The 21,820-nt window shown below is 72.3% G+C and carries 19 protein-coding genes; 13 read left to right on the top strand and 6 right to left on the bottom strand.

The features are described from left to right. Positions 1 to 48 precede the first annotated feature (48 nt). Positions 49 to 1,368 carry an MFS transporter gene (locus tag ACN4JJ_RS19515; protein ID WP_440711569.1) on the top strand — a complete coding sequence of 440 codons (1,320 nt, stop codon included), beginning with the start codon at positions 49 to 51 and terminating at the stop codon, positions 1,366 to 1,368. Positions 1,369 to 1,761: 393 nt separating this feature from the next. Beyond that, on the top strand, positions 1,762 to 3,960 hold the full coding sequence (locus tag ACN4JJ_RS19510) for an acyl-CoA dehydrogenase family protein (RefSeq protein ID WP_440711568.1): 2,199 nt from the start codon (positions 1,762 to 1,764) through the stop codon (positions 3,958 to 3,960). 40 nt (positions 3,961 to 4,000) lie between these two features. Here ACN4JJ_RS19510 and ACN4JJ_RS19505 read toward each other — a convergent pair whose 3' ends face one another. Next, positions 4,001 to 5,239, bottom strand: coding sequence for an NAD(P)-binding domain-containing protein (locus ACN4JJ_RS19505; protein ID WP_440711631.1), 1,239 nt, complete (start codon positions 5,237 to 5,239; stop codon positions 4,001 to 4,003). 199 nt (positions 5,240 to 5,438) lie between these two features. On the opposite strand from ACN4JJ_RS19505, the gene ACN4JJ_RS19500 reads away from it, so the two are divergent. From ACN4JJ_RS19500 to ACN4JJ_RS19470, 7 genes are all read left to right on the top strand, one after another. After that, a complete protein-coding gene (locus ACN4JJ_RS19500) occupies positions 5,439 to 6,410 on the top strand; it encodes an ABC transporter ATP-binding protein (protein ID WP_440711567.1) in 972 nt (323 codons plus the stop codon). Further along, a complete protein-coding gene (locus tag ACN4JJ_RS19495) occupies positions 6,407 to 7,222 on the top strand; it encodes an ABC transporter permease (protein WP_440711566.1) in 816 nt (271 codons plus the stop codon). The genes ACN4JJ_RS19500 and ACN4JJ_RS19495 overlap by 4 nt, the downstream gene beginning before the upstream one ends. Further along, entirely contained in the window at positions 7,165 to 8,571 is a 1,407-nt protein-coding gene (locus ACN4JJ_RS19490; RefSeq protein WP_440711565.1) for a sensor histidine kinase, read from the top strand. The genes ACN4JJ_RS19495 and ACN4JJ_RS19490 overlap by 58 nt, the downstream gene beginning before the upstream one ends. After that, positions 8,568 to 9,302: a response regulator gene (locus tag ACN4JJ_RS19485; protein WP_440711564.1), complete on the top strand. Its 735-nt coding sequence runs from the start codon at positions 8,568 to 8,570 to the stop codon at positions 9,300 to 9,302. The genes ACN4JJ_RS19490 and ACN4JJ_RS19485 overlap by 4 nt, the downstream gene beginning before the upstream one ends. 22 nt (positions 9,303 to 9,324) lie before the next feature. After that, entirely contained in the window at positions 9,325 to 10,290 is a 966-nt protein-coding gene (pip, locus tag ACN4JJ_RS19480) for a prolyl aminopeptidase (RefSeq protein WP_440711563.1), read from the top strand. Beyond that, positions 10,287 to 11,213: an endo alpha-1,4 polygalactosaminidase gene (locus tag ACN4JJ_RS19475; protein ID WP_440711562.1), complete on the top strand. Its 927-nt coding sequence runs from the start codon at positions 10,287 to 10,289 to the stop codon at positions 11,211 to 11,213. The genes pip and ACN4JJ_RS19475 overlap by 4 nt, the downstream gene beginning before the upstream one ends. A 168-nt stretch (positions 11,214 to 11,381) precedes the next feature. Next, positions 11,382 to 12,056 carry an HAD family hydrolase gene (locus ACN4JJ_RS19470; RefSeq protein ID WP_440711561.1) on the top strand — a complete coding sequence of 225 codons (675 nt, stop codon included), beginning with the start codon at positions 11,382 to 11,384 and terminating at the stop codon, positions 12,054 to 12,056. On the opposite strand, the gene ACN4JJ_RS19465 is transcribed toward ACN4JJ_RS19470, so the two are convergent. Further along, the gene (locus ACN4JJ_RS19465; protein WP_440711560.1) at positions 12,041 to 12,958 is read right to left on the bottom strand and encodes a DUF2510 domain-containing protein; all 918 of its coding nucleotides are present in this window, start codon (positions 12,956 to 12,958) and stop codon (positions 12,041 to 12,043) included. The two genes, ACN4JJ_RS19470 and ACN4JJ_RS19465, sit on opposite strands and share 16 nt — an antisense overlap. 80 nt (positions 12,959 to 13,038) lie before the next feature. Between ACN4JJ_RS19465 and ACN4JJ_RS19460 the strand changes: the two genes are divergently transcribed. The 4 genes from ACN4JJ_RS19460 to mtnB are packed head-to-tail and all read left to right on the top strand — an operon-like array spanning position 13,039 to position 16,776. Beyond that, positions 13,039 to 14,106: a translation initiation factor eIF-2B alpha/beta/delta subunit family protein gene (locus ACN4JJ_RS19460; RefSeq protein ID WP_440711559.1), complete on the top strand. Its 1,068-nt coding sequence runs from the start codon at positions 13,039 to 13,041 to the stop codon at positions 14,104 to 14,106. Then, positions 14,103 to 15,260: a phosphotransferase gene (locus tag ACN4JJ_RS19455; protein WP_440711558.1), complete on the top strand. Its 1,158-nt coding sequence runs from the start codon at positions 14,103 to 14,105 to the stop codon at positions 15,258 to 15,260. The genes ACN4JJ_RS19460 and ACN4JJ_RS19455 overlap by 4 nt, the downstream gene beginning before the upstream one ends. 29 nt (positions 15,261 to 15,289) lie before the next feature. Then, positions 15,290 to 16,075 carry an acireductone synthase gene (gene mtnC, locus ACN4JJ_RS19450; RefSeq protein WP_440711557.1) on the top strand — a complete coding sequence of 262 codons (786 nt, stop codon included), beginning with the start codon at positions 15,290 to 15,292 and terminating at the stop codon, positions 16,073 to 16,075. Continuing rightward, positions 16,075 to 16,776, top strand: coding sequence for a methylthioribulose 1-phosphate dehydratase (mtnB, locus tag ACN4JJ_RS19445; RefSeq protein ID WP_440711556.1), 702 nt, complete (start codon positions 16,075 to 16,077; stop codon positions 16,774 to 16,776). The genes mtnC and mtnB overlap by 1 nt, the downstream gene beginning before the upstream one ends. Before the next feature lie 37 nt (positions 16,777 to 16,813). Here the strand turns inward: mtnB and ACN4JJ_RS19440 are convergent, their stop codons facing one another. From ACN4JJ_RS19440 to ACN4JJ_RS19425, 4 genes are read right to left on the bottom strand one after another with little or no spacing between them, the layout of a single operon-like run. Continuing rightward, positions 16,814 to 18,868 (bottom strand): glycosyl hydrolase 2 galactose-binding domain-containing protein, encoded by a 2,055-nt coding sequence (locus ACN4JJ_RS19440; protein ID WP_440711555.1) that lies wholly within the window; start codon positions 18,866 to 18,868, stop codon positions 16,814 to 16,816. Next, positions 18,861 to 19,937 carry a glycoside hydrolase family 130 protein gene (locus tag ACN4JJ_RS19435; RefSeq protein WP_440711554.1) on the bottom strand — a complete coding sequence of 359 codons (1,077 nt, stop codon included), beginning with the start codon at positions 19,935 to 19,937 and terminating at the stop codon, positions 18,861 to 18,863. Before ACN4JJ_RS19435 ends, ACN4JJ_RS19440 begins: the two co-directional genes overlap by 8 nt. Before the next feature lie 6 nt (positions 19,938 to 19,943). Further along, entirely contained in the window at positions 19,944 to 20,840 is an 897-nt protein-coding gene (locus tag ACN4JJ_RS19430; RefSeq protein WP_440711553.1) for a carbohydrate ABC transporter permease, read from the bottom strand. Next, positions 20,837 to 21,820: a carbohydrate ABC transporter permease gene (locus ACN4JJ_RS19425; RefSeq protein WP_440711552.1), complete on the bottom strand. Its 984-nt coding sequence runs from the start codon at positions 21,818 to 21,820 to the stop codon at positions 20,837 to 20,839. The genes ACN4JJ_RS19430 and ACN4JJ_RS19425 overlap by 4 nt, the downstream gene beginning before the upstream one ends.

Genomic DNA, 21,820 nt, shown 5'->3' with positions numbered 1-21,820 from the left:
TCTCGGCACTGGATTGGAAATTCCAACCGAGGGGCGTACAGTCGGCCCATGACGAATTCGTGGCGCTTCGCCCGCCGGGGCACCTTCTGGTCGGCCGCGGCCGTTCTCGCGCTCTGCCTGTGGTCGAGCGGGGCGCCGAGCGTGCTCTACCCCGTCTATGCCGCCGAGTGGGATCTGCCCGCCGTGATCACCACCTCGGTGTTCGCGGCCTACCCGCTGGCGCTGCTCGTGGTGCTGCTAGCGTTCGGCGGGCTGTCGGATGCGATCGGCCGCCGCCGTGCGATGCTGCTCGGCATCGGCCTCATCGCCGTCGCCGCGGCCGTGTTCGCCCTCGCGCCGAACGTGGGCTGGCTGTTCGCCGGGCGGGTGCTGCAGGGGATCGGCACCGGATTCGCTCTGGGCGCCGCCAGCGCGGCCCTGGTCGAGAACAATCCGGGCTCCAACCCGCGCACCCCGAGCATCCTCACGACCGTGTCGACGGCCACCGGACTCACCCTGGCGCTGGTGGTGAGCGGCGTGCTCGCGCAGTTCCTGCCGCTGCCACTGGTGCTCTCGTTCGCGGTGCTGTTCGTGCTGTCGGCGGTGGGGTTCGTGGCGGTGTGGCGCACGCCCGACGACCGCGCGGTGCGGCCGGCGGCTCCGGATGCGGCGGAGGCGGTCTCCGGGCGGGTTCCGGATCGGGCGTCCGGGGTGTCCGGGGTCGCCGGGCCGGGCGGGGACGCCCCGCACGGGCGGCTGTACGTGCCCCGCGGCATCCGGCTGGCCTTCGCCGCGGCTTCGGCCTCGGTGGCCACCGCCTACAGCGTGGGGGCGATCTTCCTCTCGCTCGGCGCGCAGATGGCGCGCGAGCTCACCGGCACCTCCGACTTCGTGGTGATCGGCGGACTGCTCGGCATCTCGTCGATCGCGATCGGGGTGACCGCGCTCTTCCTCGGCCGGCTGCCCTCGCACCTCGCCGTCCTGATCGGCGCCGGACTCTCGCTGGTCAGCCTCGCCGTGATGGCGCTCGCGGCCGCGGCCGGGTCGATCGTGCTCTTCCTGGTGTGGTGCCTGGTCGGCGGGATCGCCTACTCCTTCGCCTTCACGGGCGGCCTCGGGCTGGTCAACCGCACGGCGCCCGCCCGGCACCGCGGAGCCACGCTGTCGCTGCTGTACCTGTTCTCGTATCTGTTCCAGGCGCTGACCGCGGTGGGGGCCGGAGCGCTGGCGACCGCCATCGGGCTCGGACCCGCCGTCGACCTGGCCGCCCCTCTCGTGGGCGTGCTGGCCCTGCTCGCCGGCGTGCTGGCGGGGGCGGATCTCGTGGCCGCCCGGCGCGGTCGGTCGCGGGCGGCGGTGGCGGCCGTGGAGGTGCCGGTCGCGGGGTGAGGTCGGTCGCGGGGTGACGCCGGCCGCGGGGTCCGCGGGGTGCACGGGGCCGGGCGGCCGTGCGGGAACGGTGTCGGGGCGGGGGAGCGCCGGGCGGAGCATCCGGTGGTCTTTGTCTGGCTCGTCAGGTGAATCGGGCGCCGGACTGTGGGATGTCCACAGTCGGCCGTCGGTGGGTTTGGCCGCTCTTTGTAGGCGCGTGACGGGGGATTCCCGGGTGTCGGCGGCGGCTCGTACCGTGGAGGAGTCCGGTTCGCCGCAGCACGCGGCGGCGCAGGACGGCACCACCACGGAGCCACCACGGCACCACCACGGAGCCACCACGGCACCACGACGGGGCCACCACGGCACCACGACGGAGCCACCACGACGGCACGACGATGAGGACTGCAGATGACGCACACGGTCGACACGACTCCCCGCGACGAAGGCCGCGCCCCCGACACCCGCCCGCAGGGCGAGAGCGACGAGCTCGAGACGCAGGCCGCCGAGCCCGACGCGATCGACAGCGCGCTCGACGCCCCGGTGCGCGGCGGCACCCGCAGCGACGTGGTGGTGGCCCGCACCGACGTGGAGTGGCTCGGCCGCTACCTGCTCGGCACCTGGGCGGCGGTGCGCCTGGACGCCCGCGAGCTCACCGCGCGGCCCGAGCTGCAGCGCATCGAGGGCCTGGGCGTGGACGAGCACCGCGCTCGCGTATTCGAGCAGCTGAAGCTGCTGGTGGAGCACGGCCAGGTGCACCGTGCGTTCCCCAAGTCGGTCGGCGGTGAAGACGACCACGGCGGCAACATCGCCGGTTTCGAGGAGCTGGTGACGGCCGATCCGAGCCTGCAGATCAAGTCGGGCGTGCAGTGGGGGCTGTTCGGCGCCGCCGTGCTGCACCTCGGCACCGCCTATCACCACGAGACCTTCCTGCCCGGCATCATGAGCCTCGAGGTGCCCGGTGCCTTCGCCATGACCGAGACGGGGCACGGCTCGGATGTCGCGGCCATCGGCACCACGGCCACCTACGACGAGGCCACCCAGGAGTTCGTCATCCACACCCCGTTCCGCGGGGCCTGGAAGGACTACCTCGGCAACGCGGCCGTGCACGGCACCGCCGCCGTGCTGTTCGCGCAGCTGATCACGAAGGGCGTCGACCACGGCGTGCACGCGTTCTACGTGCCGCTGCGCGACCCCGCCACGAAGGAGTTCCTGCCCGGCATCGGCGGGGAGGACGACGGGCTGAAGGGCGGGCTCAACGGCATCGACAACGGCCGGCTGCACTTCGACCAGGTGCGCATCCCGCGCGCCAACCTGCTGAACCGCTACGGCGACGTGGCCGAAGACGGCACCTACTCGAGCCCCATCCAGAGCCCCGGCCGCCGCTTCTTCACCATGCTCGGCACCCTCGTGCAGGGCCGCGTGTCGCTCGACGGCGCCTCGGTCGCCGCGGCGAAGATCGCGCTCACCATCGCGATCACCTACGGCAACGAGCGCCGCCAGTTCACGGCCGGCAGTGACACCGACGAAGAGGTGCTGCTCGACTACCAGCTGCACCAGAAGCGGCTCATCCCCAAGCTCGCGACGACGTACGCGGCGAGCTTCGCGCACGAACAGCTGCTCACCAAGTTCGACCAGGTGTTCTCGGGCGCGGCCGACACCGACGAAGACCGCCAAGACCTCGAGACCCTCGCGGCGGCGCTCAAGCCGCTCAGCACCTGGCACGCGCTCGGGACGCTGCAGGAGGCCCGCGAGGCCTGCGGCGGCGCCGGCTTCCTGGCCGAGAACCGCCTGGTGGACCTGCGCGCCGACCTCGACGTCTACGCCACCTTCGAGGGCGACAACCACGTGCTGCTGCAGCTCGTGGCCAAGCGCCTGCTCTCCGACTACAGCCGGCGCTTCGCCAAGGCCGACTTCGGCGTGCTCGCCCGCTATGTGGTGGAGCAGGCCGCCGACAAGACGGTGAACGGATCGGGCCTGCGCTCGCTCGCGCAGACCGTGGCCGACTTCGGCTCGACCGCGCGCTCCGTGGGGCAGTTGCGCGAGGCATCCGCTCAGCGCCAGCTGCTCACCGATCGGGTGGAGACGATGGTGGCCGAGGTCGCCGGTGCGCTGCGCCCGGCCTCGAAGCTCTCGAAGAAGGCCGCCGCCGACCTGTTCAACGCTCACCAGTCGCAGATCATCGAAGCGGCCCGCGCGCACGCCGAGCTGCTGCAGTGGGAGGCCTTCACCGAGGCCGTCGACGGGGCGACCGGTTCGGCCTCCGGCATGGACGACGGCACCCGCGTGGTGCTCACCTGGCTCCGCGACCTGTTCGGGCTGGGCCTGGTGGAGAAGCACCTGGCCTGGTACCTGATGAACGGGCGCTTGTCGCCCAAGCGCGCCCAGGCGGTCGGCCGCTACACCGAGCGGCTCTCCACCCGGCTGCGCCCGCACGCGCACGACCTGGTGGCGGCCTTCGGCTACGGCCCCGAGCACCTGCGGGCGTCCATCGCCACCGGTGCCGAGAAGGCCCGCCAGACCGAGGCCCGCGACTACTACCGCGCTCAGCGCGCTTCCGGCACGGCTCCGGTTCCCGAGAAGAAGCCCAAGCCCGCCACGTCCCGCTGACGCACGCTGCGCGCATCCGCCGACCCGTCAGTTCGTCCCGTTATGCGGGCCCCATAGCGGGACGAAGTGACGGGTCGACGGGGGTGGAGGTGGGGGCGGGGCCCAGGGCGCGGAGGATCGCGGCGACCGCCGTGCGGCCGGCGCGGTTGGCGCCGACCGTGGACTGCGAGGGGCCGAAGCCGATGAGGTGCACGCGCGGCTCGGCCCGGGCCTGTGTGCCGCGCAGCGTGATGCCGCCGAGCTCGTTGCGCAGGTGCAGCAGGTCGAGGTGCGCCAGAGAGGCGCGGAAGCCGGTGGCCCACAGGATGACGTCGACCGAGGTGAAGCTGCCGTCGGCCTCACGCACCCCGTGCGGCTCGATCGCCGCGAACATCGGCCGCCGCTCCAGCACGCCGCGGTCGCGGGCGGCGAGGGCGTACGGCGTCCAGCCGAGTCCCGTGTAGGAGACCACGCTGCCGGTGGGGCGGCCGGCCTCGACGTCGGCGGTCACCTTCTCGATGGTCGCCCGGCCGGTCTCCTGGTCGAACTCGCCGTGCGAGAAAACCGGCTCGCGGCGGGTGTACCAGGCGGTGGAGGCGACCCGGGAGATCTCCTCGAGCTGCTGCAGCGCCGAGATGCCGCCGCCCACCACCGCGACCCGGTGCCCCGCGAACTCGTCGAGGCTCACATAGTCGCGGGTGTGCAGCTGGCGGCCGAGGAACCGGTCGCGGCCGGGCACGTCGGGCAGCACGGGGTTGTCCCAGGTGCCGGTGGCGTTGATCACGAAGCGGGTGCGCCAGGTCGTGGTTCCGGATGCGGCGCCCGCGTCGGTTCCGGACACGGTGCGCGACTCGGGGCCGGATGCCGCATCCGACTCGGGGACGGCGTCGCGGCGGGAAGCCGTGCGCACGAGCAGCTCGCCCTCCGGAGCGTCGTCGGCCCGCTCCACCGCGAGCACCCGCACGGGGCGCAGGATCGGGAAGCCGAAGCGCTCCTCGTAGGCCGCGAAGTACCGCGGGACCGCGGCGCGGCTGGGCTCGTCGGCGTCTAGCGGCGGTTTCGGGAAGCCGGGCAGGTCGAAGATGCCGTTGACTGTCGCCATGTGCAGCGACTCCCAACGGTGCTGCCAGGCCCCGCCGGGTGCCTCGGCCGCATCGAGCACGACGAACGTGCGCGGAGCATCCGGAGTCGCGATCGCACTGGCGAATCCGTGCCGCTGCAGGTGGAACGCGGCCGACAACCCGGCCTGGCCGGCGCCGATCACCACGACGGTCGCCGCGCGCATCCGCTCGTCGTGCATCCCGTCGTCGTGCATCCCGTCGTCCACGTCGGATGCAACGCCCGGCGACACCGAATGTTCCCGGCCGAGGTGGTACCAGGGGACTACACCGGTGCGGCGGAGATCAGCCCCCGGGCGGATGAGCTCCGGCCGTGGCATCCGTAGCGTGAAAGAGGTGGCGCGAGGGGCGCCCACCACGACACACGAGGAGCTGCTGAGAATGATCGAAGCGACCGCACTGACCAAGCGCTACGGCGACAAGAAGGCCGTCGACGGGGTGAGCTTCACCGTGCGTCCGGGCCAGGTGACCGGATTCCTCGGCCCGAACGGCGCCGGCAAGAGCACGACGATGCGGATGATCATGGGGCTGGACCGCCCCACGTCGGGCCGCGTCACCGTGAACGGGATGCCCTACGCCGAGCACCGCTCGCCGCTGCACGAGGTCGGCGCCCTGCTCGAGGCGAAGGCGGTGCACACCGGCCGCAGCGCGCGGAACCACCTGCGCGCGATCGCCGCGACCCACGGCATCCCGCGCCGTCGCGTCGACGAGGTGATCGACCTCACCGGGCTGCACGCCGTCGCCGGCAAGCGCGTGGGCGGCTTCTCGCTCGGCATGGGGCAGCGGCTCGGTATCGCCGCCGCCCTGCTCGGCGACCCGGCCACCCTCATCCTCGACGAGCCGGTGAACGGGCTCGACCCCGAGGGCGTGCTCTGGGTGCGCGGCTTCGTTCGGTCGCTCGCCGCCGAGGGCCGCACCGTGCTGCTCTCCAGCCACCTGATGAGCGAGATGGCGCTGACCGCCGACCACATCATCGTGATCGGCAAGGGGCGGGTGATCGCGGATGCTCCGGTGAGCGACATCGTCGGCTCGACCCAGACCTACATCCGGGTGCGCAGTCCCCGGATCGGCGAGCTCGCCCGCCGGCTCGGCCAGCCCGACGTGGTGGTGACCGACGTGGCCGCCGACACCGTCGAGGTGCGCGGCCTCGCCCCCGAGGTGATCGGCGACGCGGCGCTCGCCGCGGGCGTGCCGCTGTACGAACTGAGCGTCGTGAGCGGATCGCTCGAAGACGCCTACATGAACCTCACCCGCGACGAGGTCGAGTACCGCACGGCCGTACCGGCCGGCGCATCGAACCCGTCCGCCACCGACCCGTCCACCACGACCACGAACCAGGAGGTGGCCCGATGACCGCCGCCGTCACCGCCCCGGCGCACGCCCGGGCCTCGCACCAGCCGCTGCCGGAGGCGCGCCTGCGTTTCACCGGCGTGCTCGCCAGCGAATGGATCAAGCTCACCACGCTGCGCTCCACCGTCTGGGCCTACGCCGTGCTCATCCTGTTGCAGATCGGCATGGGAGTCGTCCTGGCGCTGAACATCAATACCGGTTCTCCCGAGACCGACGCCTCCACCGCGGTGTTCGCCGCCTCGATCGGCGTCATGCTCAACCAGCTCGTGATCTCGGTGCTCGGCGTGCTGGTGATCAGCGGCGAGTACAGCACCGGGCAGATCCGCTCCAGCCTCACCGCCGTGCCGAAGCGGCTGCCGGTGCTCTGGGCCAAGGCGATCGTGTTCTCGGTGACGAGCTTCGTGATCTCGCTGGTGGGCATCCTCGCCGCCTACTTCGTGACCTCGCCCATCCTGAGCGGCGCCGGCGTGACCTCCTCGCTGGCCGATCCGGACGTCTGGGCGCACCTCGTGGGCGCCGCCGGCTACCTGGCGCTGATCGGGCTGTTCGCCTTCTTCGTGGGGGCGCTGCTGCGCAACACCCCGGGCGGCATCGCCGCGGTGCTGGGCCTGCTGCTGGTGGTGCCGACGGTGCTCTCGTTCATCGCGGCCGACTGGGTGACCGTGCTCTCGCAGTGGCTGCCCGGCAGCGCCGGCCAGACGCTGTTCTTCGGCGGCGGCGTGTTCGAGCCGTGGCAGGCGGTGCTCGTTATGCTCGGGTGGATCGCCGTGGTCGCCATCCCGGCGGCGGTGCTGCTGAGACGGAGGGACGCCTGACCTCGACACCCGGACCCGCCCAGGGCCCAGGAACCACCCTCGCGTCCTCGGCGCCGACGGCTCAGCCCGCCGGCGCCGAGGACCTCCGGCTGCCCAAGCCGCCGGGGTTCATCCGGGCCTGGCTCTCGCGGCATCCCTGGTTGCTGGACGGGTTCATCGCGGGCGGCTACGGCCTGCCGACGCTCGCGTTCGCCCTGCTCAGCTTCGTCACCGCCTTCTTCGGGTTCTCGCCGTTCGGCGAGGACACCATCCGGAACACCCCGGTCTTCGCGGTGCTCCTGCTGTACGTCACCGCCGCGGTGGTGGTGGCGCTGCTGTTCCGGCGGCACGTGCCGGTGATCACCGCGGCGATCTGCACCGCCGCCCTGCTGCTGCCCACCACCCCCACCCAGCAGCTCGACGCCATCCCGATGATGTTCGCGCTCTACGCGCTCGCCGTGTACCGCTCCTCGCGCTCGGCCTGGCTCTGGACCGGGATCGCCTCTGCCACCGGCGGTGTCGCGACCTTCCTCTACGACCCCGCGGCCGTGGTCTCCAACATCGCGTTCACGGTGCTGTTCGTGCTGCTGATGCTGATCGCCACGCTGGTGGGGATCACCTTCGGCAACCGGCGCCGCTACATCCAGGCCCTGCTGGATCGCGCCGAACAGCTGGCGCGCGAGCGCGACCAGCGGGCGAAGCTCGCCACCGCCGACGAGCGTGCCCGCATCACCCGCGAGATGCACGACATCGTCGCCCACAGTCTGACCGTGATCGTGTCGCTCTCGGATGGCGCGGCCGCCAGCGTGGAGCGCTCGCCCGCCGCCGCCGCGGAGGCCATGCGGCAGACCGGCGCGACGGCCCGGCGCGCGCTCACCGACATGCGCCGCTCGCTCGGCCTGCTCGACCCCGCCGCCCCGCTCGCCCCGCAGCCGGGACTCGCCGAGCTGCCCGAGCTGATCGCCTCGTACCGGGCGGCGGGCCTCACCGTGCGGTACACGGCAGCGGGAACGCCTCCGGCCGATCCGCTCGTGCAGCTCACCGTCTACCGGGTGCTGCAGGAGGCGTTCACCAACGCCCTGCGCTACGCCGTGCAGGCCACGGCGGTGGATGCTGTGGTGGTCTACGCGGCGACGGGGATCGAGATCACGGTGACGGATGACGGGCTCGACCCGGGGCGGGGAGCCGCCTCGACCGGCTCGGGTCAAGGACTGATCGGCATGCGCGAGCGGGTCGCTGCATACGGCGGCACCGTGGCCGCAGGCCCGGTCGGCGCGCGGGGCTGGCGGGTCGCGGCGACGCTGGGGCCGTCGGCGATCGCCCGCGAGCCGGGAGGACCTGCGGCGGATGAAGGAGGACGTGAGGGATGAGTGACGCGACAGTCGGCAGCGGGGGCATCCGGTTGCTGCTGGTGGACGATCAGCAGCTGATCAGGATGGGGATGCGGCTCGTGCTCGAGTCGCACGAGGGCCTCGTGGTCGTGGGTGAGGCCGGTGACGGGTACGAGGCCATCGCCGCCGTCGAACGACTGCAGCCCGACGTGGTGCTGATGGACGTGCGGATGCCGGGGCTCGACGGGATCGAGGCGACCCGCGCGATCGTGGCGGCGAACCCGGCCAGCCGCATCCTGATCCTGACGACCTTCGATCTGGACGAGTACGCCTTCGCCGGGCTGAACGCCGGCGCGAGCGGGTTCCTGCTGAAGGACGCGCAACCGGCCGAGCTCGTGGCGGCCGTGCGGGCCGTGGCCTCGGGCGACGCCGCGGTGTCGCCGCGCGTGACGCGCAAACTGCTCGAGCTGTTCGGGCCGCAGCTGCCGGCCGGTGCGGCGGCGGGAGAGGGCGTCGCCGGGGACGGCGGCCCGGGCGCTCCGGCCGCATCCGTTCCCTCGGCCGAGTCGAGCAGGCTCTCCACGCTCACCGAGCGCGAGCACGAGGTGCTCGTGGCGATGGCGGAGGGGCTGACGAACACCGAGATCGCGGGCCGGCTGTTCCTCTCCGAGTCCACGGTGAAGACGCACGTGGGCCGCGTGCTGATGAAGCTCGAGCTGCGCGACCGCGTGCAGGCGGTGATCTTCGCCTACTCGGCGGGTCTCGTGTGAGGCGGACGCCTAGGCTCGGAGCATGCGCACTTTCTACCCCGAGATCGAACCCTTCGAGAGCGGGATGCTCGACGTGGGCGACGGGCAGTCGCTCTACTGGGAGCAGAGCGGCAACCCGGCGGGCAAGCCGGTCGTGTTCCTGCACGGCGGGCCGGGCGGCGGCACCAGCCCGCAGCACCGGCGGCTGTTCGACCCGGCCGTGTACCGCATCGTGCTGTTCGACCAGCGCGGCTGCGGCAAGAGCCTGCCGCACGCCAGCACCCCCGGCGTCGACCTCTCCGCGAACACCACCTGGCACCTCGTGGCCGACATCGAGCGGCTGCGTGAGGCGCTCGGCATCGACCGCTGGCAGGTGCTCGGCGGATCCTGGGGCAGCACGCTCGCGCTCGCCTACGCCGAGACGCATCCCGAGCGGGTGACCGAGCTGATCGTGCGCGGTGTCTTCATGCTGCGGAAGAGCGAGCTCGACTGGTTCTACGAGGGCGGCGCGGCCGCCATCCTGCCCGACCGCTGGACGGGCTTCGTCGCGCCGGTGCCCGAGGCCGAGCGCGGCTCGTTCATCCAGGCCTACCACCGGCTGCTGCACGATCCCGATCCCGCCGTGCACCTCCCGGCGGGCGTGGCGTGGTCGACCTGGGAGGCCTCGGCGCTCACCCTGCTGCCGCGCGAAGACCTCGTCGCCAGCTTCGGCCGGCCCGAGTACGCCCTCGCCTTCGCCCGCATCGAGAACCACTACTTCGTGAACCGGGGCTGGCTCGAGCCCGAGCAGCTGCTGCGCGACGCGCACCGGCTGCGCGACATCCCGGGCGTGATCGTGCACGGCCGCTACGACCTGTGCACCCCGGTGTACAACGCCTTCGATCTGCACGAGGCCTGGCCCGAGGCGGCGCTTCAGGTGATCCCGGATGCCGGGCACGCCTTCGACGAGCCCGGGATCCTCGACGCACTGGTGACCGCGACCGATCGCTTCGCGGCGGAGGGGCGATGAGGCGGATGGCCGGCGCGGGCAAGAGGCGCGCCGCTGCCATGGCCGCCGCGGCGACGGTGGTGCTGGTGGGCGTTACCGGCCTGGCCGGCTGCGCCACGGGGAACGGCGGTGTGGGCGGCCGGACGGGCGAGTTCGAGTCGGCCGCGCCGGATCAGGGCCCCCGCACACCGAACGGTGGTGGTTCGGACGGAGCGAACGGCACCGCCGTGCAGCTCCTTCCCGAGAACGCGGTGGTCGACTACCAGCTCGGCGGCGGCTACCCGCCCTCCGAGGGTGTCACCGTGGTAGCGCGCGACAGCACCGACGAGCCCGCCGGCGGCCTCTACTCGATCTGCTACCTGAACGGGTTCCAGACCCAACCCGGCGCCGACTGGCCGGATGAGCTCGTGCTGCACGACGCATCCGGAGCCGAGGTGTTCGACCCCGGATGGCCCGACGAGCGCCTGCTCGACATCTCGACGGCCGGCAAGCGCGAGGCCATCGCCGAGCAGCTGCAGCCCGCGATCGCCGGTTGCCGCGCCGACGGCTTCCAGGCGGTGGAGTTCGACAACCTCGACTCGTACACCCGCTCCGACGAGGCCCTCGGGCTCGACGACGCGGTCGCGATGGCCACGCTGCTGGTGGCGTCCGCCCACGCCGAGGGCCTCGCCGCGGGGCAGAAGAACACGGCGGAGCTCGAGGATCGCGGCCGCACCGGGATCGGCTTCGACTTCGCCGTGGCGGAGGAGTGCCGGCGCTTCGACGAGTGCGCGAGCTACACGGAGGTGTACGGGTCGCAGGTGATCGACATCGAGTACACCGACGACCTCGGCGGCTCGCTCGCCGAGGTGTGCGCCGATCCGCAGCTGCCTCCGGCGAGCGTCGTGCGGGACCGCGACCTGCTGCCGGCGGGCGCGAAAGGACACGTCGAAGAACACTGCTGAGCAGTCGGCGCGGAATCCGGATGCCCGTCCGGGGGCAGCTCTTCACCCGCCGTTCATGTGCCCGTCGGCGAGCGGTCGCGGTGTGCGCCCTGCGCAGCCCTCAGGATGAACGGAACCGGGCGCGGATCGGATCGAGCCGGGTTCAGGGTGATCGAGGGTGGGTTCCAGGTGCGGACGGACGGGGCGCTGCGCGGCACGATGGTGCTGTTCGACTGGAACGGCAGCGTGGTGGCCGACGCGGATCGTGCCCGCGCCGCGCTCAACGCCGTGCTGGCGCAGCGTTCGCTGCCCGTGCTCGGCGAGGCCGAGTTCTCGCTGCGGTTCCGCCTGCCGCTGTCGGAGCTGTTCTCCCGGCTCGGCGTGGCCACGGAGGATCTCGCGGCGGCGGAGCAGGAGTGGACCGAGGGGATGGCGCATCCGCACGCCCGCCTGCGCGAGGGCGCCATGACCTGCCTGACGACCCTCTCGGCGGCCGGTGCCTGGCTCGGTGTGCTGTCGGCCGCCTCGGCTGCGGCGGTGCGGTTCGATCAGCGCGCGCTCTCGGTGCCGACGGTGTGGAACGCGATCGACGCCTCGGTCACCGACAAGTACGCGGCCCTGATGCGGCACCGCCCCACCCGCGCTCTCGCCTTCTACGTGGCCGACACCGCCGACGACCTGCGCTGCGCCTCGGCGGCGGGCTACATCCCCGTCGGCCTCGCCGACGAGGAGTCCGGCGGTGCGGACGCCGACGCTTTGCGCGCCGCCGGGGCCGCGCACGTGCTGCTCACGCTCGCCGAGCTCCCCCGGATCGTGGAGTCGGAGACCGCTTTGGTGGGGTCGCCGGCTCAGGTGCCGGTGTAGCCGAGCGAGGGGTCGAGCGTGCCCATCATCTGGAAGGTGACGTTCATCACCCAGACGAACACGGCGATGCCGATGATGAACGAGAGGGCGAACAGGCCGATCGCGACCCACATCGGGGCGATGCCGCGACCGCTGCGCCGGCGCACCTGCAGCGAGCGGCCGATGGGGTAGACCGGGGCCGGGATGAACGCGAAGGCCCAGTGGAACGCGGGCACGATGCCGCGGCGGATCAGCCAGCGGCGGTCGAAGAAGGCCAGCACCACCCCGGCGGCGTAGATCAGCAGGCTCACGATGTTCGTGACGGCCTCGGTGAGCTGGAGCTGCAGGGACGTGCCGTAGCCGCTCATGCCGCTGTACCCGCTGTAGCCGTCCAGGGTCGCGCTGCGCAGCGCGCTCTCGACGCCCGAGAGCGCGAACGGCAGCAGGAGCAGGGAGATGGCGGGCAGGAGGGTGAGCACCCAGATGAAGGGGCCGTAGACCGGGGCGTCGGCGGGGATCGGCGCCGCGGCGTGGGTGGCCTGCGGGGCGAAGGGGGCCGGGGGCGTGTAGCCGGGCTGCGCCTGCTGGCCGGGCTGCGCCCGCTGGCCGGGCTGCGCCTGCTGGCCGGGCTGCGCCCGCTGGCCGGGCTGCGCCTGCTGGCCGGGCTGCGCCCGCTGGCCGGGCTGCGCCTGCTGGCCGGGCTGCGCCCGCTGGCCGGGCTGCGCCTGCTGGCCGGGCTGCGCCTGCTGGCCGTACTGCGCCTGCTGGCCGTACTGCGGCGCGGCGGGTGCGGCGGGCGCGTGCGCCTGGGTGTGCTCGGTCCAGCGCACACCGTCCCACCAGCGCAGGCCCGCGGCCCCGCTCGGGTCGGGGTACCAGCCGGCGGCGACGGCGGAGGGGGAATTCGGATCGGCGTTGCTCACAGGAGGCCCTTCGTGCGTGACACCGCCACTATACGGGTCGGGAGCCGGTATTCTCGTGGGGGGAAATCGACGGGATGAGCATGACCACCAGCAAGGGCACACCACCCGTACTCGACGACTCCGTGCGGGTCGAAGACGGGGTCGTGCGCATCCTCGACCGGAGGGCCTTCCCCGAGCGCGTCGAGTGGGTGACGGCGAGCGACGCCGAAGAGGTGGCCGCCGCCATCGCCACCATGGTCACGCAGAGTTCGGGGCCGCTGTTCGCGGCGTACGCGGGACTGGAGATCACCGCCCTGCAGGTCGCGGGGCTCGATCTCGCCGCCGCCCACGACCGGATGCGGATCGCCGGCCACGCCCTCGAGACCGCCCGGCCCACCAACAACCACCCGCGCGAGGCCGTGCACGGCGTGCTGGGCGCGATCGCCCCGGCGGTCGACACGGCCGAGCTGGTCGCGCTGGCGATCGAGGCGGCTCGCGCCGGCGCCCTCTCCTACCGTGCCCGCAGCCACCGCCTCGGCGCCGAGACCGTCGCGCTGCTGCCCGACGGCGCGCGCATCCTCACCCACTGCTGGATGGACACCTACCTGATCGAGCTCGTGCGCGCCGCCCGGCTGGCCGGCAAGCGCTTCGACTGGGTGGCCACCGAGACCCGCCCTTACCTGCAGGGCGCGCGCCTCACCGCGCACACCCTGGCCGAGCTCGGCGAGCACGTCACGCTCATCACCGACGGCATGGGCGCCGCGGCCCTCGCCCCGGGTTCGCGCATCGGCCCGATCGATGCGCTGGTCACCGCCGCCGACCGGGTCTCGCTCGACGGCAGCGTGGTGAACAAGGTCGGCACGCTCGGCCTCGCGGTGGCGGCCTCGGCCTTCGAGGTGCCGTTCTACGCCCTGGTGCAGGCCCCGGATGCCGAGGCGCCGACGGCGGCCGACATCGTGGTGGAGGAGCGCGATCCGGGCGAGGTGCTGCACACCCTCGGCCGGCGCACCGCCTCGTCGCTGCTGACGGACGCCTGGTACCCGGCCTTCGACGTCACGCCCTCCCGCTTCGTGACGAAGATCGTGACCGACCGCGGCGCCTTCGACCCCGCGCGCGTCGGCGACGACTATGCGGCAGCGCGAATGCTCGAAGCGGAGGCCGCCCGATGACCGAGTCGTACGAGCTGCTGGTGACCTCGGCCGACGTGGTCGACTACCTCGCCGGGCAGGGACTGCTCGCCGGGCTCGCCGAGCGCGCCGAAGAGGTGCGGGTGGTCGAGGTGACCGCCGGCAACATGAACCGGGTGTTCGTGGCATCCGGACCCTTGGGCAGTCTCGCGGTGAAGCAGGCGCCCCCGTGGGTGCAGGTGGTGGGGCCGGAGTGGCCCGTCGACCCCGGGCGGATCGCCTCGGAGGCGCGCACCTACGAGCAGCTGGCGGCGCGCGTACCGGATTCCATCCCCGAGATCCTGCTGTTCGACCCCGAGCGGTACGTGCTGGTGATGGAAGACCTCTCCGGGCTCGACGTGCTGCGCGACGCCCTCGTGCGCCAGGTCGCCACGCCGGCGGATGCCGCGGAGATCGATTTCAAGACGCTCGGCGCCGTGGTGGGGCGCTTCGTCGGGGAACTCGGATCGGCGACCTCGCAGCGCACGCTGGGGGCGGAGGCGCACGCCGAACTGGTCGAGCTCGCCGCCAACCCCGAGCTGTGCCGGATGACGCTCGACGTGGTGCTCGACGAGCCCTACCGCGAGCACGAGCACAACCACTGGCATCCGGCCCTCGAATCGCGGGTGCGGGCTCTGTACGCCGACGCCGAGGTGAAGGCGGCGGTCGACGCGATCCGCGAGAGCTTCCTCACCCGCACCGAGGGGCTGATCCACGGCGACCTGCACACCGGCTCGGTGATGGTGGGCCGGCGCGACGGGCAGCAGCTCGTGAAGGTCTTCGATCCGGAGTTCAGCTTCGTGGGGCCGATCGGGATGGACCTCGGGCTGTTCTGGGCGAACCTCGAGCTCGCGGCGATCGCCGCCGATGCGGTGGGCGACCACGAGCTGGCCCGGGCCCGCGAGAGTGCGATCCTGGCCAGCCTGGACGCCTTCGCGGCCGCCTGGGGAGACGACGGGAGTCTGCCCGAGATCGTCGCCGACGCCTGGCGCTTCGCCGGCGTCGAGCAGATGCGCCGTGCTGCCGGATTCTCGCACGCAGCCGACATCGAGTCGCTGCCCGGCCGCGCGCTCGGCCCCGCATCCGTCCGCCTGTTCGACACCGCGCGCCACCACATCCTCACCGGTACGGCCGTGGCCGTCGCCCCGGCCCTCTGACCTCGATCCCGATCCGCTAGGAGCCATCCGTGACCGACACCGTTCCCACCCCCGCCCCCACGCCCGATCCGCTGATCGTCGACGCGCGCTACCTCGTGGTCGACCTCGAGGGCACCACGAGCGCGGCCGGCTTCATCCTGGGCGACCTCTACGACTACGCCCGCCCGCGCCTGGCCTCCTGGCTCGACGAGCACGCCGGCGACCCGGTGATCGCCGAGGCCCGCCAGCAGGTCGTCCACGACGCCTCGCTGCCGACGGATGCCTCGACCGAGCAGGTCGTGGCCGTGATGCACGAGTGGATGGAACGCGACGTCAAGGCCACACCGCTCAAGACCGTGCAGGGCCAGATCTGGGCCGAGGGCTTCGCGCGCGACGAGATCTCGTCGCACTTCTTCGACGACGTCATCCCGAAGCTGCGCGCCTGGCACGCCCAGGGCGTGGGGCTCGCCGTGTTCTCGTCGGGCTCGGTGGCCTCGCAGGTGCCGTGGTTCCGGCACTCGCCCGACGGCGACCTCACCTCGCTCATCACCGACTACTTCGACACGATCAAAGCGGGCCCGAAGAAGGAGTCCGCCTCGTACGACCGGATCGCCGCGGCGCTCGGCTTACCCGCGGCCGAGATCGTGTTCTTCACCGACAACCCCGGCGAGGTGTCGGCGGCGATCGAGGCCGGCTGGCAGGTCGTCGCGTTCTCCCGCGAGGGCGAGCCCTTCTTCGAGGCCGACTTCGGGGAGGCCGCGGTCGTGAACTCCTTCGACGACGTGGAGGTCGTCGCCCCCGCCGGTGCCCCCGGCGCACCGGGCACGGAGGCCTGATGAGCGTCGGATCCGGCCCCTGGGCGCCGAACGTGTTCTCGCCCCTGGGCCTGGCCGCCGAGACGGTGACGGATGCGGGTGCCGCGCTGGCCGCCGAGTCCGCCCGTTTCGCGGCGAAGGGCTGGATGCCCGGAACCGCGGGCAACCTGTCGATCACCCTGGACCGCGATCCATTGCGCCTGGCCGTCACGGCATCCGGACTCGACAAGGGCGAGCTCACCGCGAGCGACATCGTGCTCGTCGACGGTGAGGGGGAGTGGGCTGCGGATGACGCGTCCGGCGCACTCACGGAATCCCTCGGTCTGGCGCGCAAGCCCTCCGCCGAGGCCGGACTGCACGCCCGCATCGCCGCGGTGACCGGCGCCGGAGCCGGCATCCACGTGCACGCACTGGCCGCGGTGCGCGCCGGCCGCACCTGGCCCGAGGGCGTGGAGCTGCACGACCTCGAGATGCTGAAGGGCATCGGCCACAGCGCCCACGGCGAGCGGGTCGTCATCCCGGTCGTGCAGAACCACCAAGACATGCGGGTGCTCGGCGACGACTTCGAGCGCGTGTACCAGCGGGCCACCGCCGAGGTCGCCGAGGTGCCGGCGCTCATCGTGGCCGACCACGGCATCTACGCCTGGGGCCCCACCCTGCGCCAGGCCCGCTGGCACCTCGAGCTCACCGAGGCCCTCCTGCAGATCGCGCTGTCGCGCTGACGCGCGCCCCCTGCTCTCCCGGGTCGCGAGGAGGGGGTCAGGGGGCTTCGGGGGAGTCGCGGTCGGAGGTGCAGGCGGGGTGGGCGGCGAAGACCTCGCCCAGGGCCCGGGCCGCGGGCTTCGGGCGGCCCCACCAGTCGAGGAGGGCGAGGCTGACGGCGCAGGGGAAGGAGTCGTGGCCGAGCCAGACGACGAAGCCGGCGCAGCGGGGGAAGCGGGCGAGGGTGGCGCGCGCGGCACGGGAGAGCAGGTCGGCCTGGCGGGCGGCGCTCTCGGCGACCCATTGCTCGATCGGCTGGGCGGCATCCGCGGCGTCGAAGCGGGTCAGCCACCAGCCCGAGGAGTGCGTCCAGCGCTGCCGCAGGGCCGCACGGTCGGGGGCGTCGAGCAGCCCGAAGTGCGCGAGCAGGTCGAGCGGGCTGGCGCCGGCCACGCCCACCTCGGAGCGCATCACCGAATCGTCGCCGTCCCAATAGGCCTGCCACTCGGCGTCGGTGCCGGTGAACTCCCACGGGCCGTGCACGTCGTGGTGCAGACCCAGCCCGAATTCGCGGGCGTCCGCTTCGAAGCGGGGGCCGGTGGGCGAGGTGGCCACGTAGCGGCGACCCGGGTCGGCGGCTGCCAGGGCCCGTCCGGCGGCGGCGAGGGCCGGATGCGCCAGGCTCAGCGGCGGGCCGGGCACGGCCGGGGCGGGCACCCGCGTGAGCTCGTTGCCGCCACCCCACAGCACGAGCGAGGGGTGGTGACCGAGCCGGAGCGCATAGGAGCGCGCGATGTTTGCGAGCTCGGCGGCATAGGCATCGTCGGCGGGCGGCTCGTTGTCGAGCCCCGAGGAGCTGAGCGGCAGTTCCTGCCACACCAGCAGCCCGAGCTCGTCGCACAGGTCGTAGAACGCCGGCCGCTCGGCGGCGGCCCCGCCCCACACCCGCACGAGCGTGAAGCCGAGGTCGCGGTAGCTCGTGAGACGGGTACGGTACTCCTCATCGTCGAGGTCGGCGTAGTCGGGCCGGATCGGCACCCAGTTCACCCCCGCGAGGAACACCTCGGCCCCGTTCACGACGCAGCGCCAGGCATCCGCCCCCTCGGGAGCGCCCTCGGTGGGTAGCCAGCGCAGGTCACGGAAGCCGAGCCGCCGCTCCACGCGATCCAGCTCGGCGCCCTCGGGCGTGCGCAGGGTGACCGTCACCGGGTAGAGCGCCTGTTCGCCGCGCGGCCGCACGTGCCAGAGGGCGGGATCGTCGACGGCGAGCGTGACCGTGCCGGCGGCATCGGCAGGATCGTCAGCATCGACATCCGCGTCCGCATCGGCCTCCCCGATCCTGATCGAGCGACGGATGCCGGCGACCTCGACCTCAAGGCTCGCGTCCCGGGCCCCGGGAGCGTCGAGCGGGCATCCGGAGATGTCGACCGTCACGAGCCCGCGGCGGGTGGCCGCATCGTAGGAAGAACGCACGACGAGCCCCTCGAGCGACGCGCCCGCCGGCCCGAACTCGAGCACGGGCGCCTCGGTGATGGCCGTCTGCACGATGCGCGGCGTCCAGTCCCAGCCGTAGTAGAAGCGGGGCTTCCAGTCGCGGATGCGGGAGGTCCAGCCGTTCTGGCCGAGGCCGTCCGGCACGGTCGTGAACATGACGGTGAGGGTCTGCCCGCCCGCGCGGACCGCGTCGGTGAGGTCGAACTCGTGCGGCGTGAACGATCCGCGGAACCCGCCCACGACCGTCTCGTCGACCAGCACGGTTCCGGCGTAGTCGAGGCCGGGGCCGCGCAGCAGGATCCGGTCTTCAGGATGCGCCTCGAGCCACGCGGCGGCCTCGGGCGGCAGCGGCCGGCTGAACGACCAGTGCCGGTTCTCGATCCACTCGCTGAGGCGCGACTGCTCGCCGCGAGCCGGGTCCTCGGCGATACCCGCGGCCACCAGCGCGCCGCGAACGGACCCCGGTACCGCTGCGGCCACGGGCCCGACATCCGGATTCTGCACCTTCGCACGCTCGGGTGTGAGCGCGAGCTCCCAGTCGTTCTGCCGCCAGCCGCGCAGGGTCCACTCCCCGTCGAGGGCGAGCCGCTGCCGCCGCGAGGCGCCCCTCTCACTCATCGTCGCCCGCCACAGCGCGGTAGAAGTACAGTTCGCGGCTGCCCTCGGCGGCATCCCACCCCTGGGCGAAGCAGACCCCGCCGTCGAAGCCGGCCAGTCCGCCCCACGCCAGCGACCCGCCGCGGTGCAGCTCGCGCTGGGCGAACGGCGCGTCGACGCTGTAGAGCGCCTGGCCCGCGGCGAGCTCGCCGTCGGCGTCCTGGTAGAAGAAGTCGAGCACCAGGTCGCCCGAGTCGTCGTGCCCGGTGACGGCGCAGGCCACCTCGAAGAGGGTGCCGCCGTACTCGCTCAGGTCGAGGTAGTCCTGCTGCTCGAAGCGCCAGGTCACGAGGTCGTCCGAATGCCCGACGTAGCGCACGCCGTTGCAGCCCTCGGAGAGGTACATCAGGTACTCACCGCCGATCCGCACCGCCTCGCCCCGGGTGTTGCGCGGGATGACGGCGCCCTTCACCCAGAGCCGGGAGATCTCGTACGGCACCACGACGCCGCGCTTCTCCCAGTGCACGAGGTCGTCGGAGACGGCCACCATGATGTCGCAGCCGATGTTCTCGAGCGGATGCCCGAACGAGGGGTACCGCTCGGCCTCCTCGGTGCCCTCGAAGTCCCAGATGCCGTTGTAGAAGAGCACGTAGCGGCCGTCGTCGGCCTTGTAGATCTTCGGGTCCTCCACGCTCAGCACCTCGTTGTCGAGGGTGGGGTAGAGGATCGGGTTCGCCGGGTCGTCGACCCAGCCGGTCTCCTTCGTGAAGTGCGCGAGGCCGATGCGGCTGCACATCGACTCCTTGCGCGGCGAGGCCCGGTAGAACAGGTGCAGCGTGTCGTCCTCCACCAGCAGCGAGGGGTTGAAGATGAAGCCGTCTTCCCAGCCGATGCCCGTGGGGTCGTTCCAGGTGGCCGGCTGGGTGAACGTCAGCGCGTCGTCACGGCGGAAGGGCCCGATGGCCCAGTCCGGACGCTCGGGATACGAGGCCGAGAACTGGTCGGTGGTGATGTACGAGATCAGCGGGTGGTCGAACTGCGTCGCCGACTCGTAGGCGGCGCGGAGCCGCTCGGGGGTGATCGGATGCATGGTTCCTTATCCTTTGACGGCGGATCCGACGTCGGTGGAGACGAAGTACCGCTGGAAGACGATGAAGAGGATGACGACGGGCGCGGCCAGCACCACGGCACCCGCGAGCACGGAGCCGTAGGGGTTGGCGGTGGACGCGGCCACGTTGGTGACGTAGTTCGCCAGCGACACGGCCAGCGGCTGCATCGAGGCGTCCTTCGTGATGAGGAAGGGCCAGAGGAACTCGTTCCAGGGCCCGATGAAGGTCAGCAGCAGCGCCGTCACGACGGCCGGCCGCACGAGCGGCAGCGCCACCCGCCAGAGCAGCGTGAACTCGCCGGCCCCGTCGATCCGTGCCGCCTCGAACAGCTCGCGCGGCAGCTGCAGGAAGTACTGGCGGAAGATGATCACCGCCGTCGAGTTGATGGCGAAGGGCAGGATCATCCCGAGGTAGTTGTCGGAGAGCCCGTAGCTGCGCGCGATCAGCACGTAGAGCGGGATCATCAGCAGCTGGAACGGCACCACCTGCACCAGCAGCACCAGGGCGAAGGTCGCCCCCCGCCCGCGCCAGCTCAGGATGGCGAGGGCGTAGCCGGCGAGCACGCCGAACACCACGGTGCACAGCACCACTCCGCCGGTGAAGATGCCCGAGTTGATCAGCCCTTGGAACAGGTCGATGCGGCTGTTGATGGCCTCGTAGTTGCCGGTGGTGAGGTTCGACGGGTCGGGGAACGCGCCCGCCACGGAGGTGTCGGGGGAGTTCTGCAGCGATCCGATGACCATGTAGTAGAAGGGGAACAGGAACAGCAGCGCCCCGGCACCGAGCACGATGCCCCTGAGCACGGCCTGCCCGCGGCCCAGCCGGGTCGATCCGGGGCGGTCGGAGCGGCGGATGGCACGCTTCGAGGGTGCGGTGTCGGTCATTCTTCTCTCCCTCCCGCGAAGCGCCGTTGCAGCAGCGCGACGATGAGCACGGCGATGGTGAGCAGGATGCCGAGCGCCGCGGCGAACCCCGGGTGCCCCTGCTGGATGCCGCGCTGGTACATGATGAGCACGGGCGACGCGGATGCCCCGTTCGGCCCGCCCCCGCCCGTGAGCAGGTAGGGCTCGGTGAAGAGGTTGGCGCCGATGATGGTGGAGAGCATCAGCACGAGCACCGTCGCCTGGCGCACACCCGGCACGGTCACCGAGAAGAAGCTCCGGATGACGCCGGCGCCGTCGGTGGACGCGGACTCGTAGAGCTCCTTCGGCACGTTCTGCAGGGCCGCCAGGTACAGCAGGATGTAGAAGCCCAGTTGCTTCCAGGTGACGAACAGGGCGATGGTGGGCATCGCGAGCGCCGGGTTCACCAGCCACGACGGGGTGGGAGCCAGCGGCCCCAGGATGTTGTTCACCAGGCCGTCGCCGCCGAACAGGAACAGCCACACGCCCACGAGCGCGACGCTCGCCGTGACGTAGGGCACGTAGTAGCTCACCCGCAGGAAGGTGCGCAGGTGCACGACCTTGTTCAGGGCGCTGGCGAGCACGATCGACAGCACCACCGTGAGCGGCACGTTGATCACCAGGAAGACCAGCACGTTGCCGAGCGACTGCAGCACGGCGGGGTCGGTCACCACCGCCACGTAGTTGTCGAAGCCCACGAAGGGCTTGTCGACCTCGACACCCGGCGCCGAGAAGAAGTAGTCGAAGAACGACATGTAGACCGCGAAGGCCAGCGGGTACGCGAACACGATGATCGCGAACACGATGTAGGGGGCGCCGAACAGCCAGCCGACGGGCTGCGCGCCGAGCAGGCGCGACAGCGGCGAGCGGCGGCCGCGGGAGCCTGGGGAGCCGGAGGGGCCGGGCCCCCGCCGGGAGGACCGCGCGCTGCGATCCTCCCGGCGGGTCGTGGTGCCGGACAT

Source organism: Herbiconiux dendrobii (genome assembly GCF_052048175.1).
Taxonomy (GTDB): domain Bacteria; phylum Actinomycetota; class Actinomycetes; order Actinomycetales; family Microbacteriaceae; genus Herbiconiux.
This window is presented reverse-complemented; position numbering and strand designations above follow the sequence as displayed.